General features: G+C 62.2%; 11 protein-coding genes. 3 read left to right on the top strand and 8 right to left on the bottom strand.

Annotation, left to right across the window (positions count from 1 at the left end):
- Positions 1-3: 3 nt before the first annotated feature.
- Positions 4-1,053: an NAD-dependent epimerase/dehydratase family protein gene (locus EKO19_RS13770; RefSeq protein ID WP_157995251.1), complete on the bottom strand. Its 1,050-nt coding sequence runs from the start codon at positions 1,051-1,053 to the stop codon at positions 4-6.
- A 218-nt stretch (positions 1,054-1,271) separates the two neighbouring features.
- Between EKO19_RS13770 and EKO19_RS13765 the strand changes: the two genes are divergently transcribed.
- The gene (locus EKO19_RS13765) at positions 1,272-3,761 is read left to right on the top strand and encodes a TonB-dependent receptor plug domain-containing protein (protein WP_129776959.1); all 2,490 of its coding nucleotides are present in this window, start codon (positions 1,272-1,274) and stop codon (positions 3,759-3,761) included.
- Here the strand turns inward: EKO19_RS13765 and EKO19_RS13760 are convergent.
- The gene (locus EKO19_RS13760) at positions 3,758-4,381 is read right to left on the bottom strand and encodes a LysE family translocator (protein ID WP_129776958.1); all 624 of its coding nucleotides are present in this window, start codon (positions 4,379-4,381) and stop codon (positions 3,758-3,760) included. The genes EKO19_RS13765 and EKO19_RS13760 overlap by 4 nt on opposite strands.
- 230 nt (positions 4,382-4,611) lie before the next feature.
- Between EKO19_RS13760 and EKO19_RS13755 the strand changes: the two genes are divergently transcribed.
- Positions 4,612-5,115: a YybH family protein gene (locus EKO19_RS13755; protein ID WP_129776957.1), complete on the top strand. Its 504-nt coding sequence runs from the start codon at positions 4,612-4,614 to the stop codon at positions 5,113-5,115.
- A gap of 9 nt (positions 5,116-5,124) precedes the next feature.
- Here the strand turns inward: EKO19_RS13755 and EKO19_RS13750 are convergent, their stop codons facing one another.
- Positions 5,125-6,903 (bottom strand): beta-N-acetylhexosaminidase, encoded by a 1,779-nt coding sequence (locus EKO19_RS13750; protein ID WP_129776956.1) that lies wholly within the window; start codon positions 6,901-6,903, stop codon positions 5,125-5,127.
- Positions 6,904-7,042: 139 nt separating this feature from the next.
- Positions 7,043-7,651: a phosphorylase family protein gene (locus EKO19_RS13745; protein WP_217705322.1), complete on the bottom strand. Its 609-nt coding sequence runs from the start codon at positions 7,649-7,651 to the stop codon at positions 7,043-7,045.
- Between the two features lie 85 nt (positions 7,652-7,736).
- On the opposite strand from EKO19_RS13745, the gene EKO19_RS13740 reads away from it, so the two are divergent.
- Entirely contained in the window at positions 7,737-9,146 is a 1,410-nt protein-coding gene (locus EKO19_RS13740; RefSeq protein WP_129776955.1) for an amino acid permease, read from the top strand.
- A gap of 39 nt (positions 9,147-9,185) precedes the next feature.
- On the opposite strand, the gene EKO19_RS13735 is transcribed toward EKO19_RS13740, so the two are convergent.
- The 4 genes from EKO19_RS13735 to EKO19_RS13720 all read right to left on the bottom strand — a co-directional run bounded on the left by EKO19_RS13735 (position 9,186) and on the right by EKO19_RS13720 (position 14,744).
- Positions 9,186-10,052 carry an alpha/beta hydrolase gene (locus EKO19_RS13735; protein ID WP_129776954.1) on the bottom strand — a complete coding sequence of 289 codons (867 nt, stop codon included), beginning with the start codon at positions 10,050-10,052 and terminating at the stop codon, positions 9,186-9,188.
- Between the two features lie 113 nt (positions 10,053-10,165).
- Complete coding sequence (locus EKO19_RS13730) at positions 10,166-10,594, bottom strand: hypothetical protein (RefSeq protein ID WP_129776953.1); 429 nt, start codon at positions 10,592-10,594, stop codon at positions 10,166-10,168.
- A 57-nt stretch (positions 10,595-10,651) separates the two neighbouring features.
- The gene (locus tag EKO19_RS13725; protein WP_129776952.1) at positions 10,652-12,670 is read right to left on the bottom strand and encodes an amidohydrolase family protein; all 2,019 of its coding nucleotides are present in this window, start codon (positions 12,668-12,670) and stop codon (positions 10,652-10,654) included.
- A 52-nt stretch (positions 12,671-12,722) separates the two neighbouring features.
- On the bottom strand, positions 12,723-14,744 hold the full coding sequence (locus tag EKO19_RS13720; protein ID WP_217705321.1) for a PQQ-dependent dehydrogenase, methanol/ethanol family: 2,022 nt from the start codon (positions 14,742-14,744) through the stop codon (positions 12,723-12,725).
- Positions 14,745-14,779: the final 35 nt, after the last annotated feature.

Here is a 14,779-nt window from a genome sequence, read left to right as displayed (position 1 = left end):
TGCTCAGCCGTCGAACGCGAGCAGCGAAATCAAGGTCAAGAACGCAATGGCCTGCGCTACCGTGACGGCAGCGCCAGGCCGTTCCTGCCGCAACGAGCTCAGCGTTGCGGCAAACCCTTCCGCCAGATCCACCTTGGGCTGCCAGCCCAGCACCGCCTGCGCCTGTCGTGAATCGAAGGCCGCATCGTTCAGATAGAAATCCATCCGCCGACGATAAATCGGCGGATTGATCTTCAACACCTTGCAGGTGTCCTCGACCACCGCCGCCAGCGCCAGCATCGGCTTCAACGGCAAGCGCGGCCCGAAGGCGGGACAATTCGCGGCGTTCGCAATCGTCTGTAACATCTCCCGCAGCGGGACCGCCTTGGGGCCCGCGATGATCAGCTCGTGATTCATCGCTGTCGGCACCGTGCACGCTCTCAGGAACGCGTCGGCGAGATCGGTGACATAAATCATGTGACGCCGTCCATCGCCGGCGCCGAACAGCGGGAAGCGTCCCTTCTGCACCGAGCGGAACAGCTTCAGCAATCGCTCGTCGCGCGGCCCGTAAACCGCGGTGGGCCGGAGGATGACGAACTCCATGCCGGCGGCGCTCGCGATTTCCCTCACCCGGTTGTCGGCGGCGAGCTTACTGCGCTCGTAACTGTTCCAGGGACGGATCGGCGTGCTTTCGCTGATCGTGCCGGCAACGCGCTGACCGTAGATGCCGGCAGTCCCACAATGAACGAAACGTTTGACCCCAGCCGTCGCGGCGGCGCGCGCCACATTTGACGTTCCTTCGACATTCATTCTTTCGAAGTAAGCGTCATCGGCGCCCGACTCGCGAAACGCGGCTGCGAAGTGACAAACGCAGTCCGCGCCTTTCAGCGTGTCGGCAAACGATTCCGGATTGAGGATATCGCCGCGCCGGAGCGATGCGCCGTGCGAGCGTAACCGCTCTATAACCGCGCGATGCCTGGCCCCGTCGGTTCGATACAGGCCGACAACGTCGTGCCCTGCCGCGAGCGCTTGCTCGACGAAGTGCGCACCGATGAAACCGGTAGCGCCAGTCACGAAAATCCGCATACCACCGCCGATATTGTTAGGAACGCGTTTGCAAGACTTATACGCAACGCATGCAATGCACGGGCATGAATATTCGTTCCGTAGTGAGGGAATTTTTTCTGAACGAAATCGTCTGCGTCGCCGCGAGTACGCAAAGCAACAACCTTGTTGCCATGGGCTAACAAGCGTATTACATGCTGCCCTGGCCCATCGTTCCGGAGTGACCAATGGACAACAACGGTTCTTACGGCTCGTTTGGTTTGCTCGTCGGCCTGCCCCTGCTGCTGCCGACTGTGCCAGTGCTGGCGCAAAACGCAGCCAACCCCGAGATCGAACAAGTCGTCGTCACCGGTACTCGTGTCGCGAATCGCTCGGCCCTGGACACTGCCGTCCCGGTCGACGTCGTGAGTGGCGAGCAATTGCAAAATCTGGGTGTCTCCGAAGTGAGTCAGGCACTCTCGGTCACGGTGCCCTCGTTCAACTTTCCACGTCCCGGCCTGAATGACGGCACCGACACGGTACGTCCGGCGACGTTGCGCGGTCTCGCACCCGATCAAACACTGGTGCTGGTGAATGGCAAACGTCGACATCAATCCGCGCTGATCAACATCAACAACAGCATCGGCCGCGGCTCGACCGCGGTCGATCTGAACACCATTCCCAACGCCATCATTCAATCGGTGGAGGTGCTGCGTGATGGCGCATCGGCGCAGTACGGCTCGGACGCGATCGCCGGTGTGATCAATCTGCGATTGCGCACCAACAACGACGGCGGCGATGCAGGCGTGACCTACGGATGGCGCGACACCACTTACGACGTCCTCGTGGGCGCAGCGCCCGGTGGCGCGAACTACTCCTCGCCGACGAAACGCAGTCGTGACCGGTCCGACGGCGAAACATTGACAGTGTCCGCGTGGAAAGGCCTGCCCCTCGGCAGCAAAGGCTCGATCGTCATCGCCGCCGAATACAAAGATCAGGAGCACACCGAGCGCGGCGGCTACGACATGCGTCAACAATATCCATCGGTGAACGGCGCGTTCGATCCGCGCGAAGCGAGCTTCGATCGCTACAACTCCTGGTATGGCGAACCCGAGCTCGATCAGAAAACCGTGTTCGTCAACGCCGAGTATGAAGTCGAGAGCGGCGCGAAGCTGTATGGCTGGGCCAGCTGGCAGGATCGTGACGCGGTGTCGGCGGGCTTCTATCGAATCGCCAGCGACGTTCGCAACACCCTGCAGATCTATCCCGACGGTTATCTGCCACTGATCGCGCCGGATGTGACGGATGCGTCGGCGGCCTTCGGTGTGAGCTGGCAGCTCGGCCCCTGGAACATGGATTCGTCATTGACCTACGGCCGCAACGAAATGGACTACGAGGTGCGGCACTCGCTGAACCGTTCGTACGGTATCGCAAGCAAGACCACGTTCGACTCCGGCGGCTTCGACTACGATCAGTTGGCCATGAATGTTTCCGGCGTGCGCACCGTCGACGTCGGCCTCGCCTCGCCGCTCAACATCGCCATCGGCGTCGAAGCACGGCGCGAATCGTTCAGCATCCACGCGGGCGAGCCGGAGTCGTATCTGAACGGCGGCGTACGCCTGGCCAACGGCAATCCGACGCAATCCGGCGCGCAAGTATTCCCGGGCTTCCGTCCCGAGAATGAAGTCGATGAACATCGCACCGCTGTCGGCGCGTACATCGACCTGGAAGCGAACGTCACGGACCGGTTCCTGGCGTCGGTGGCCGTGCGTGGCGAGAGCTATTCGGACTTCGGCGAGAATCTCGCCGGCAAACTGTCGCTGCGATATGACTTCATTCCCCAGTTCGCACTGCGCGCCTCCGTGCAGAATGGCTTCAAGGCACCGTCGTTGCAGCAACAGTACTTCTCGACCACCTCCACCAATTTCATCGGCGGCCTGCCGTTCGACATCGCGACGTTCCCGGTGAACAATCCGGCGGCGATCGCGCTGGGCGCGAAGCCGCTCGATGCGGAAGAATCGTTGAACTACTCACTGGGTGCCGTCGTGCGCCTCGGCGATCTGATGGTCACGGTCGACGCATATCGCATCGACATCGACAATCGCATCGTACTGTCCGAGAACCTCACGTCCCCGGATGTCGTGAACTATCTCACCGGCCTCGGCTTCATCGGCATCGGTGGCGGACGCTTCTTCATCAACGGCGTCGACACGACGACCGAGGGTGTCGATGTGGTCGTGAGCTATCCATGGTCGACAGCATCGGCGGGCCGCTTCGACTTCACCGTGACGGCGAACTTCAATTCCACCGATGTCACCAGAGTCCCGACGACGCCGCAGTTGTCGGCGCTGTCCACGCCGCCGATCCTGTTCAATCGGTTCAATGTGCTGAGTTACGAAAAGGGCACGCCGGAGAACAAGTACGCGGCAGCCATCAACTGGTCGCTCAGCGGTTGGGGCGCGACGTTGCGGGCGACCCGCTACGGTGAAGTGCTGTCGCCGGATCCCAATCCGGCGCTGGACTTCACGTTATCGCCGAAGACCCTGGTGGACATCGAGGCGCGCCTCGCGATCACCGATCACATCAAGCTCGCGGTCGGTGCCGACAATCTCACCGACGAGTATCCCGATCCATTGCCGCCGCAGAACAATCTCACCGGCACGCAGTCGTTCTCGAATTATTCGCCGTTCGGCCGCTCGGGGCGCTTCGTATATGGAAGAGTCAACTACACGTTCTAGCGCGTAGCCACTGCGACGGCGGCGCAGGCCATCGCGGCACCCGTGCCACGATTGATTCTGCGTACCGCCGTCGCGCTCTTGAAGATGCGCCGCGCGCGAGCCGCGAGCACCACGTAAGCGCCGAGCGTCAGCGGCAACAACAAAACAATCGCAACCACCATTTCGGCGAAGCCGATCAATGTGATTTTTTCGAGCGGCACGACCGTGGGCAGCAGCGCGAGAAAGAACACCATCGTCTTGGGATTCGCGAGCGTCAGCGCGAGACTACCCAGGAAGAGTTGCAACGGCTTCTGGCCCTCTTCTGCCAAATCAGGACCTGCGTCGGAGACCGGCGCGGCCGGCGCGGTCCACAGCTTGTATGCCAGGAACAGCAAATATGCTGCGCCCGCATACTTCACTACGACGAACACGGTCTGCGCACTCTGCGCCAGCGCGGCCAGCCCGGTCGCCGCAAATCCAAACCAGATGAGATCGCCGACGAGGAAGCCCGCGATGAATGCCGGCGCGCCGCGCGTTCCTCTTGCGAGCGAGCGCGCGATGACCGCTGCAACCCCCGGGCCCGGCGACGCGACTGCGAGCAAATAAACGGCTGAAAAAACCAACAGACCGTACAGAGACATCTCATTTCTCCCGCTGGCGCATTGGTTCTCGCCATCCTTGCCACGATATTCGCATCAACCACGTATTGAGAATAGCCCGAAACACGCTGTCTCGCGGTCATCAGCAGATGAATCTTGCAGTCATGTGACCGTGGCGCTAGCGGATATCCTCAGGGTGACACTGCCAGCCTGCGGGAATACTCTGCGCGCCTCGAAAGGAAACGCGTTGACGAAGCAGTGAGGGAACGATCATGAACACTGTGTCTTGTTTCTCACGGACGCTACTGACGCTCGGTGCCGTTGCGGCCTGCGTCACACTCGGGGGCTGCGGCACTCGCAGTGAGTCCCTGCCCAAATCCGTCGTACAAGCATTCGAGCAGGCATTCAATCAGGACGATCTCAACGCCACCCTGGCGTTGTTCGATGACGATGCCCAGATTCTGCCGGAGCGTGGTCCGGCGATCACCGGCCGCGAAGGCATCGCGGAATTTCTCAAGGATCAGATGACGCCCGTGGTGTCGTTCAACACCGAAGCCGACATGAGCTTGATCCGCAGCGATATCGCGATCGAGCAAGGGCACTATCGGGTACGCGATGTGCGGCGAGGCTCGGACGTCGAGGAAGGCAAATACCTGCACGTGTGGCGCAATCGCGGTGAGGGCTGGAAGCTGTACCGCGTGATGTACAGCACCGACAGGGCGACGCCGACCACAGTCTCCATCGCTCAAGCGCCGGAGCAGGAAACGATCGGCTGATGATTGCCACTACATCGGACCACCGGCGATATCGGCATTGACGTCGATCGCGGTGGTTCGGGACAGCGGCTCACCGTTGTAGAACACTGTCGCTTTGATCACGGTCGAACGTGGGACATCGAACACGTCGGTGTAGACCTGCGACTTCGCGGTCGGCTCCGTGCCGTTGATGGTGTAGCGGATCTCACCGAGCGGCACTTGTTTGGCGAGCTCGACGGATACGCGTCCGCCCGACTCGCCGCGCTTGAACGCCATCGCGCGAAACGCTGCATCACTGAAGCGAACGCCCATGCGCGAGTAACGACCGAGCATGGCGACCATGCGCGGCTGGAAATCGGGCCAGCGGAGTTGAGCCGACGGCGTCCAGCCGATCTCGGCCAGCGCCGCCGCGCGCGGAAATGTCATTTGCTCGACAGCTTCTTCATTGCCGTCCGTGCTGGTCCACACATTCCCCTGCACGCCGATCAACCGGCTTCGATCCTGCGCCGACAGCGCAGCCGGCGCAGGGTCGAAGCGATATACATCGCCCAGGCTGAGAATCTCCCCAGCCGTCGCCCGCTCGTTCAATGCCGCGCTCTGCGGACGATTGAAACTCAACTGACTCCCCGACGAGACCACCACTTCGAAGCCCGAGGCGACCGGACCCAACGCGCCATCCAAGCCTCGCGACGTCATGATGACCGAGTCCGCCGGCACACCGCCGCCGAAGATCGCATCCCAGCCGACGATGCGGCGCTTGTGTTTCTTCGACACCTCGCTGATCCGTTCGAAGAAATATCGTTGCAAACGGACTTCGTTGACGATGCCCAGCTCACGCATGCGAGCCTGCACGCTGCTCGATTGCTTCCACTGATCCTTGGACACGTCACCGGCGCCGATGTGAATGTACTCAGCCGGGAACAGCGCTGCGATCTGCGCGAACACGGCATCGAAGAAAGCAAACGTGTCGTCTTCGATGTTATACAGATTGGAGCCCGCGACCGGCGCGTCGGACGCACGCAGCGCCGGATATGCAGTGACCGCGGCGGTTGCATGACCTGGCATCTCGAGCCCCGGCACGATCATCACGTTGCGAGCCGCCGCATGCTCCACGATCTGGCGCACGTCGTCGGCCGAATACGAGCTCTGCCCGCCCGTGAGCTTGGGATACTTCGGAATCTGCAACCGCCACGCCTGATCGTCCACCAGATGCCAATGCAGGACGTTCAGCTTGTGGAGCGCCATGAAGTCGATGTAGCGCTTGATGAACGCCACCGACTGATACTGAGTCGCCGAATCGAGCAACAGACCGCGCCAGCGCAGACGCGGTTCGTCGCTGATCCGCAGCCCGGGAATACGAACTTCCTGGACGACGGTGGCCTGCGGGCTGGCCAGCTGCCACAACGTCACGGCGCCGTTGAACAAGCCACGGGGATCGGCCGCCGACACCAGCGCCACCTTGGAGGAGACTTCGAGCCCGTAGGCCTCCGGAGACGCACCGGCCGGACCGCCCAATGTGAAAACAACGGAACGCTTCGGCGCATTCTGAGCCGATCCCTGAACGATGACGGGGCGCAAACCGCGCGTGCGCTCGACCAACTCACCAAAGTAGTGCGCAACGGCGCGGACGCGCGCATCGCCGTCGTAAACCACCTGGGTTTGGGAATCGATCGTCAGGGAGCCGCCCTGCGGCTCTACGCTGGCCGGCCAGGGCACCAGCGAAATATCGGCAGGACGCTCAGCGGCCGGCGCACCGGCGGCCAGGCAAAGCAATAGCGTAACGGCCGCGACCCGTCTGCGAATCGTCATTGAATTTGTTCCTCCCAATGCCAACCCACATGCAGGAGGTATGCCCACCGCGGCCGACCCCCATCTCAGGTGACAGCCACGCCGGGGCCGACTCTAATGGTGACGGCAAGTGGGGATCAAGCCGGCGGCGCCGGAGGACTCAGGGCTCGCCGAAAAAGCGCCGATACATGATCAGAAACTGATCCGCCGCGTGCTTGAGATTGGTTTTCCAGTCCTGGCCCGAGGCGTGATCGGCGCCGTCGGTCACATACTTCACGGAAGTGAATGCCACGCGCTCGAGCAGGCACACCTTGGCCAGCGCGTACGCTTCCATATCCATGACGTCACATTCCATGGCGATCTCGCTCATCACGAACGAGTCGCCGCTGCCACACTCACCGCCGGGCAGCTGAGGAAACACGCGTGGAAACTCCAGGCGTGCCGGAATCTCTTCGAACGGCGTGACTCCGAGCGGCACGCCGAGCCCCGTCACATCCATATCGCGCTGGACGAAGCTGTGACATTCCAGGATCGAGCCGGTGCGATGGCGCCGGCTGCCGACGGTGCCGAAGTTGATCACTTGTGGCATGGGGACACCGGCACGCGCGTATTCACCGAGCCGTCGCGTCAGTGAGTAAGTCGCGTTGACTTTGCCGATGCCGGTATACAGCACCGGTATGTTGGCGCGCTCGAACACGCCCTGGCTTTCCAGCGGCAGCGCCATCACCACCAACGGGTCCGAATAATCCTGGTTGTGTACTGAAGCCATGGTGACCGGATGATACCAGCAGGCCGCGTGACGGAATGTGGGCCGGTACCATTACAATACCGAGACACGAACAACGGGGAGCCCCATGGCCTTCTGGAACCGCCGCAAGAGTCTCGAATCCGTCAGCGCCAGGCAGTCGCATAGCGCGCTCCGGCCGACGCTGGGCTGGCTGCATTTGATGAGTTTGGGAATCGGCGGCATCGTCGGCACCGGCATCTACACCCTGATCGGCGTCGGTGCCGGGCTCGCGGGGCCGGCCGTCATCCTCTCGTTCGTCGTCGCCGGCCTGGTCTGCGCCTGCGCGGCGCTGGCGTACACCGAAATGTCGACGATGATGCCGATGGCCGGCAGCGCCTATACCTATAGTTACGTCGCGCTGGGCGAATTGCCGGCGTGGTTCGTCGGCTGGACGCTCATTCTCGAGTACACCGTCGTTTGCAGCGTCGTCGCGGTCGGCTGGTCCGGCTACGCCGGCGGCATGCTTCACGCGCTCGGCATTCCTTTTCCCGACGCCTTGCTGGCCGGGCCCGCCGCCGGTGGCGTGATCAACCTGCCAGCCGTCGTGATCTCATTGGCAGTTGCCGGGCTGCTGGCATTGGGCTCGCGCGAGAGCGTGACGGTGAATCTGGTTCTGGTGGTCGTGAAGCTGATTGCCCTTGCAACCTTCGTCGTGCTGGCCATTCCCGCATTCAACGCCGGCAACTTCGAGCCCTTCGCTCCGCACGGCTTCGGCGCGACAGAAATCGAAGGCGCCAAGTACGGAATGATGGGCGCGGCCGCGGTGATCTTCTTTGCGTTCTACGGTTTCGACGCGGTGTCGACGGCGGCCGAAGAAGCAAAGAATCCGGGCCGCGATCTGAAGATCGGCATCATCGGCTCGATGGTCGCCTGCACGATCATCTACATGGTGGTCGCTGCCGCGGCGATCGGTGGCTCGCGCACCGAAGCGCTCGCAGCCAGCGGTGAGCCGCTCGCCATGGTATTGCGCAATCTGAATTATCCCGGCGCCGCCAAGTTCATCGGCTTCGCCGCCATCGTCGCGTTGCCGACGGTGATCATGGCCTTCATGTATGGTCAGTCGCGGATCTTCTTCGTGATGGCTCGCGACGGGCTGTTGCCGCGGCGGCTCAGCGTGGTGAGTGAGTCGTCGGGCACGCCGGCGCTCATGACCATGATCACCGGGGTGATCGTTGCGGTGATCGCCGGCTTCCTGCCGCTGCAACGAATCGCTGAGGTCGCCAACGCAGGCACGCTCGTGGCATTCATCGCCGTCGCGGTGTGCATGCTCGTCTTGAGAAACCAGGCGCCGAACGCGCCGCGACCGTTCCGCACGCCGGCGGCGACGCTGATTGCATGGGCCGCGATTCTCGGCTGCGCGTATTTGTTCGTGAGCCTGCCCGGAGTGACGAAACTGACGTTCGTGGTGTGGAACGCCATCGGCATCGTCGTTTACTTCGTGTACGCGAGGTACCAGAGCGCGCTGGCGCGCGCGTAGTTGCTCGATGCTGGTCTCTCCCCCGCAGGGGGAGAGACCTTATTCAGTCGACGCGGGCCTGGCTGAAAATCGAAACACATATTTCATTGCGTCGCCAAGCGTACTCCCCCACACCGTCCAGTTGTGCCCGCCATCGACGATGCGCAACTCCGCCGGCTGCCGATTCGACCTGAGCAGCGAGTACAAGCGGGTCGCCTCGGCCTCGATCATGAACTCATCGTCGTCGCCCGAGTTGATATACATAGGTACCGGCGTCTTCTTCGCCAGATAGCCCTGCCACAGCGCCGGGTAATTCAAGTTCTTCCACACCGCTTCATCGAACTCCGGCTCGCCGAACGTTCCCACCTTTCTCGCGCTTGAATTCAGCGGCGGCATGGGCACATAAATCGCCGGGGATAACAGCGCCGCGGCCGCGAACTTCTCCGGATACTCGAGCACGAATCGCAACGAACCGTAGCCGCCCATCGACAGGCCGCCGATCAGCCGCCCTTCCCGCGATCTCAACACTCGCAGATTCTTGTCCACGTCAGGCAGCAGGTCGCTGATGAAGGCGGTTTCCATCTTCTCCTTACGATCGACGTACCAGGTAACGCCGGCGTCCGGCATCACGATCACCGCGGCCGGCATGTCGCCACGCGCGATCAAGCCATCGGCAACGCTTTGCACCTTGCCCTGGTCGACCCAGTCGTGACCGGCACCGCCATTGCCATGAAGCAGATAAAGCACGGGATAGTGAAGCCGCGACGTTTCGTAGCCGGTCGGCAAATAAACCTGGTACTGCCACGCTCGTCCCAGGGCTTTCGATTGAAACTCGCGAACGACGATTTCACTGGCGAACGACGCAGAGGAAAGCAGCAGCGCGCACGCCGCCAGCCACAGAAACCAGCATCTACGGTGTCGAATCATTCTCTCGCCGCCACAGCGGTTTCTTCCTCGACAGGATGGAGATCCCCCACCCTGGCGACGCCGAACCACCGTGTGGCCGGGCAGGCTGCTCAGCCACACGGGTAACTATGGTGCTACTCGTCCCTCGCGTAACGATCGCGTCTGTCGTCGCGTGAACGCATCTCACGTTCCACGTCCAAGTACGCCTCCGTCACCGGCTGAAAATCACGTTCCGCCTCGCGGCTGCGTGACCGCTCCACTTCGTCTCTCATCGCATGATAGCGCTTCGAAACATCGCTGAAGGCATCCCGCACGTCTTCCTTCGAAGAGCGATGATCCTCGACGACGCGACGAAAATCCCGCGACTCCTCCGCCAGCTCTCGAGCATCGCTCTGGAAGCCGGAACGGGCATCGCCGTCACGCGCCTCCTCTTGCAGAGCATACGCACTTCGCTCCAACCGAGTCGCCGAGCTGCTCAAATTGCCACCCGTAGTGGCGCAGCCCCCGACGGCCATCAAACCGACCGTCGCGGCAATCAGCAAATTATTCCTCAAGGTCGACATTTCCAACTCCCGCCCCTCGCTGGGGAACCGATGTGAGCTGGCTGAGAAACGATTTTGTCAATGGGCAGGTTCCGCCCGGGGGCGCGGCAGAACGCCGATACTGCGATAAAGCGCGGCCACTTCGTAAACTTTGCCATCTTTCAAGACCAGGTCGGTATTTCTGATATCGCTGATCCGCCGCGCCGGATCGCCATCGACGACAATCATGTCCGCGAGTTTCCCCGGCGCAATCGCACCCAGATCGGCATCGCGCTTCAGCACTTTCGCCGCATTCAACGTCGCGATACGCAGCGCCTCCGGTGCGGATATACCGGCCTGCACATACATCTCCAATTCACGATGCAAGGTGAACCCCGGCAGATCGTCGGTGCCGGCAACGATGGTGATGCCCGAGTCGTACAACAGCTTGATCATTCGTAACAACGCGTCGGCCGAGTCGCGATACTGCCGTTCGCTGCCCTTCGGAATCGGCAATCCGCCGGTGAGCAACGAGCGACGAACTTGGGGCGGCAAGCGGCTTGCGATGGGCGCGTAACCGGGGCCGACGGTGCCGGGCTGCTTCGTGAACATGCTGTTGAAAATGGTCACCGTGGGATCGATCACGACATGGTGATCCTTCATCAGCTGCACAAACGAGCGCACCTCGCTCGAATTCAAATCCAGCTTCGACGCCCGCTGTGCCACCGTGGTGAAGCGAGCGGGCGTGCGGGTGTCCTTCACTTCGTCGAAAAAGAAATTCAGGAACACGAAGTTGATGTGCTGCATCTCATCGGCGCCCGCTTCGATGAACTGCCGCGCATTCATGTTTGCAGGCACGTGGCCGCCGACGCGCAACCCTTTTTCATGCGCGAGCTTCGCAATGACCGGCACCAGCTCAGGCTTCATGGAGCTGTAGATCTTCACGCCCTGATAGCCGAGCCTGGCGTAGTTATCGATCGCCTCGCGCGCCTGAGCTTCGTCGTCGATCAGGACTTTGGTCGGGCCGGCGAAGGGACCGGGGCCTTCCATGATGCCGGACATGAAAATACGCGGGCCCACTTCCTGGCCGGCTTCAATACGACGCTTCAAATCCAGCAGCGTGTCAGTGTCATTCGCCATGTCACGCACCGTCGTCACACCGGCTGCCAGGTGCTGCACGCCTTCCTCTTCGCTGATATGCACGTGCATGTCCGCCAACCCAGGCAGCAGTGCGCGGCCGCGAGCGTCGATTCGTTCGGCATTGGCGGGGATGGCGACTTTACCGTCGGCGCCGACGGCCTTGATGCGATTGCCTTCGACGAGCACGGTCGAGCCCGGAATGGATGTGCCGGCCTGTGAGTCGAAGAGGTTGGCATTGACGATCGCCAGCGGCCCCTTGGGCTGACGGGTCAGCGCTTTGGCGTTCGCGAGGATGCGGGCGTTGTTTCGTTTGTTCTGCAGTTCCAGCAGCTCGGGCAGGCTCGCTTCCCAGCCTTCGAGAATGAAGGAGGACCAGCTGCTGACGGCGGCGAAGAACGCGCCGTCCTGATCGAGCCACACGGTTTCGGGACCGAAGCCGAGGCCGGAGATTTCGTAGCTGGTCACCTGCCGGGAGCCGGACGACGACTTCAACGTCGCGTCATCCCCTTTCACCAGCGTCGCCTGCCCTTCCGGCAGCAGCGCCAACTTCCGCCCTTCCGCCTTCAGCAACGCATTCGCGAGCAGCGCGCTCTCTTCGGGCGTACTTTGCAGGCTGATATAGAACGCCGGGGCTGTGAGCTTTTTCTCGCCGTTCTCCGCATCGTTGTGCCAGCGCGCCACACCCTGATCGAGGGCAAATGTCTCCTTCACCGGCACTTTCAAATAATCGTTGCCGGTGGTTTGCACGGCGACCGGCAGGCCGGCGTCGTTCACCTTGATATGTGCGGTGAGCTTCGGGCCGCGGCCGCGGTCGTTGTACTCGAATGTCACTTCGCGCGTGCCGTCAGCGGCGACCGTCGTTGTTTGTATACCGGCTTTGTTGCCGCTGAGAATGACGGTGTGCCGGGTTTCGGCCGCCGGCGCCTGCAAGGAGATCAGCGTGGCGAGGCAAGCAATCAAAACCATTGGTCGCGACATGGCGGCGGTCCGTGACTGTCCTGGATGGCCACGGAGTCTGCCAAGTCGTTCGCTACAACGCCACCGCCAGCGAAACCAGATAGGCTCGAATTTCTTCAGCCTGCTCCGGCGTCAGCGTCGAGCCGTACCCGACCATGCCCTTACTCGCCCGCACGCCATCGATCACGATGGACGCGAACGTCTCGCGGTCCACGATGGTGGCCGAATAACGCAGATCGGGAATCGACGTCTCGCTTCGAGCGCTCGTCCCATGACAGACCGAGCAAACGTTATCGTACGTATGCTGACCCGACGCGATGTCCCCCTGCGCGTTCGCCCGGCGCACGTCCGGCGGCTTTCTCGCGCTGTTGGCAACCAGCGCCGGCAACCGCGCCTTGCCGCCGATCTTGAACGTCACGACACGCCCATATGCACTGCGCGCCTGCGTCGTGCCGAGCACGCCGGCGACTGCCACGCCGCCGATGCCGGCCAGGGCCGTCACATATTGCTCGCCATCCAGCTCGAACGTCACAGGTCCGCCGAGGATCGCGTTCTGCACATCCTGCGACCACAGGCGCGCTCCCGTGTCGGCGGCGTAGGCGTTGAACATGCCATCGACCGAGCCTTGGAACACCAACTTGCCACCCGTCGTGAGCACGCCACCGTTACCGGCGCGCGGATAATTCACTCGCCACACCTCCCGCTGACCCACCGGATCCCACGCAAGCAACATCGCGCCGCCCTTGCTCTTCGCCGCGTCGGACGCGGACTTCGCACTCGGTGGATCGCGCGAGATCTGGATGCCCGTATTCCAGGTCCGATCCCCGAATTGAAATGCGTCGTCGTGTTTGTAATAGCCCGACGCTTCCAACGCCGGGATATAGGCCAGCTGCGTCTGCGGGCTGAACGACATCGGATACCAGTTGTGCGCACCGAGCGGCCCGGGCGACACCATCGCCGGCTCACGCAGATAGCGCGCCTCGGGCACCATGCCCGGTCGGCCCGTCTTCGGATCGAGCCCCGTCGTCCAGGTCACATGCACATAATTCCTGGCGTGAATGAATTCACCCGTGGCCCGATCGATCACATAAAAGAATCCGTTCTTCGGCGCCTGCATCAGCACCTTGCGCGCCCGACCGTCGATTGTGAGATCCGCGAGGATGATTTGCTGAGTCGCGGTGAAGTCCCATGACTCCGCCGGCGTCGTTTGGAAATGCCACACGTACTCGCCCGTGGCCGGGCGCAGCGCCACGATCGAAGACAAATAAAGATTGTCGCCCTCGCCATTGGAGCGAATCTGGTGATTCCACGGGCTGCCGTTACCCACGCCGACATAGAGAAGATCGAGCTGCGGGTCGTACGCCATCGAGTCCCACACGGTGCCGCCACCGCCGTACTTCCACCACTCGCCGTGCCATGTCTTGGCGGCGCGCTCCAGCGCGGGAGTCTCGAAGCCATCCTTGGGATTCCCGGGAACGGTATAAAACCGCCACACCCTATGGCCGTCGTTTGCATCGTACGCGGAGACGTAACCACGCACGCCCATCTCACCACCACCATTGCCGATGATGACCTTGCCCGCGATCACGCGGGGTGCGCCAGTGATGGTGTAACGCTCGGTCGGATCGGTCGTCTGCACGGACCACGCGGGCTTGCCCGTGGCGCGATCCAGCGCGATCAAACGCCCGTCGAGTGTGCCGACGAACACGCGATTGCCCCAGGCAGCAACGCCTCGATTCACAACGTCACAACAGGCATCGATCGCTTTGGCGCCTGCAACTTCGGGATCGAACCGCCACAGCTCACGCCCGGTACGCGCATCGAGCGCGAACACTTTGCTCCACGCCGACGTGACAACCATGACGCCATCGATCACCAGCGGCGTCGCTTCCTGGCCGCGCGTGGTGTCGAAGTCGTAGAACCAGGCGAGCTTCAGCCCGTTGACATTGCCCTGGTGAATTTTCGCCAGCGGACTGAAACGCTGCTCGTCGTAGGTGCGGCCGTGGGTGAGCCAATCCGCATTGTTTGCAGGCGCGGCGAGCAGGCGGGCGGCATCGACATCGCCGGCGACCGCCGGAGTCGAATGTGCGAGCACAACACCAAGAATCGCGCTGTGCAGGACACACTGTA

It is taken from the genome of Peristeroidobacter soli (genome assembly GCF_004138485.1).
GTDB classification, from domain to species: domain Bacteria; phylum Pseudomonadota; class Gammaproteobacteria; order Steroidobacterales; family Steroidobacteraceae; genus Steroidobacter; species Steroidobacter soli.
Note: the sequence above shows the minus strand (reverse complement) of the source record. Positions and strands in the feature narration are given on the sequence as shown.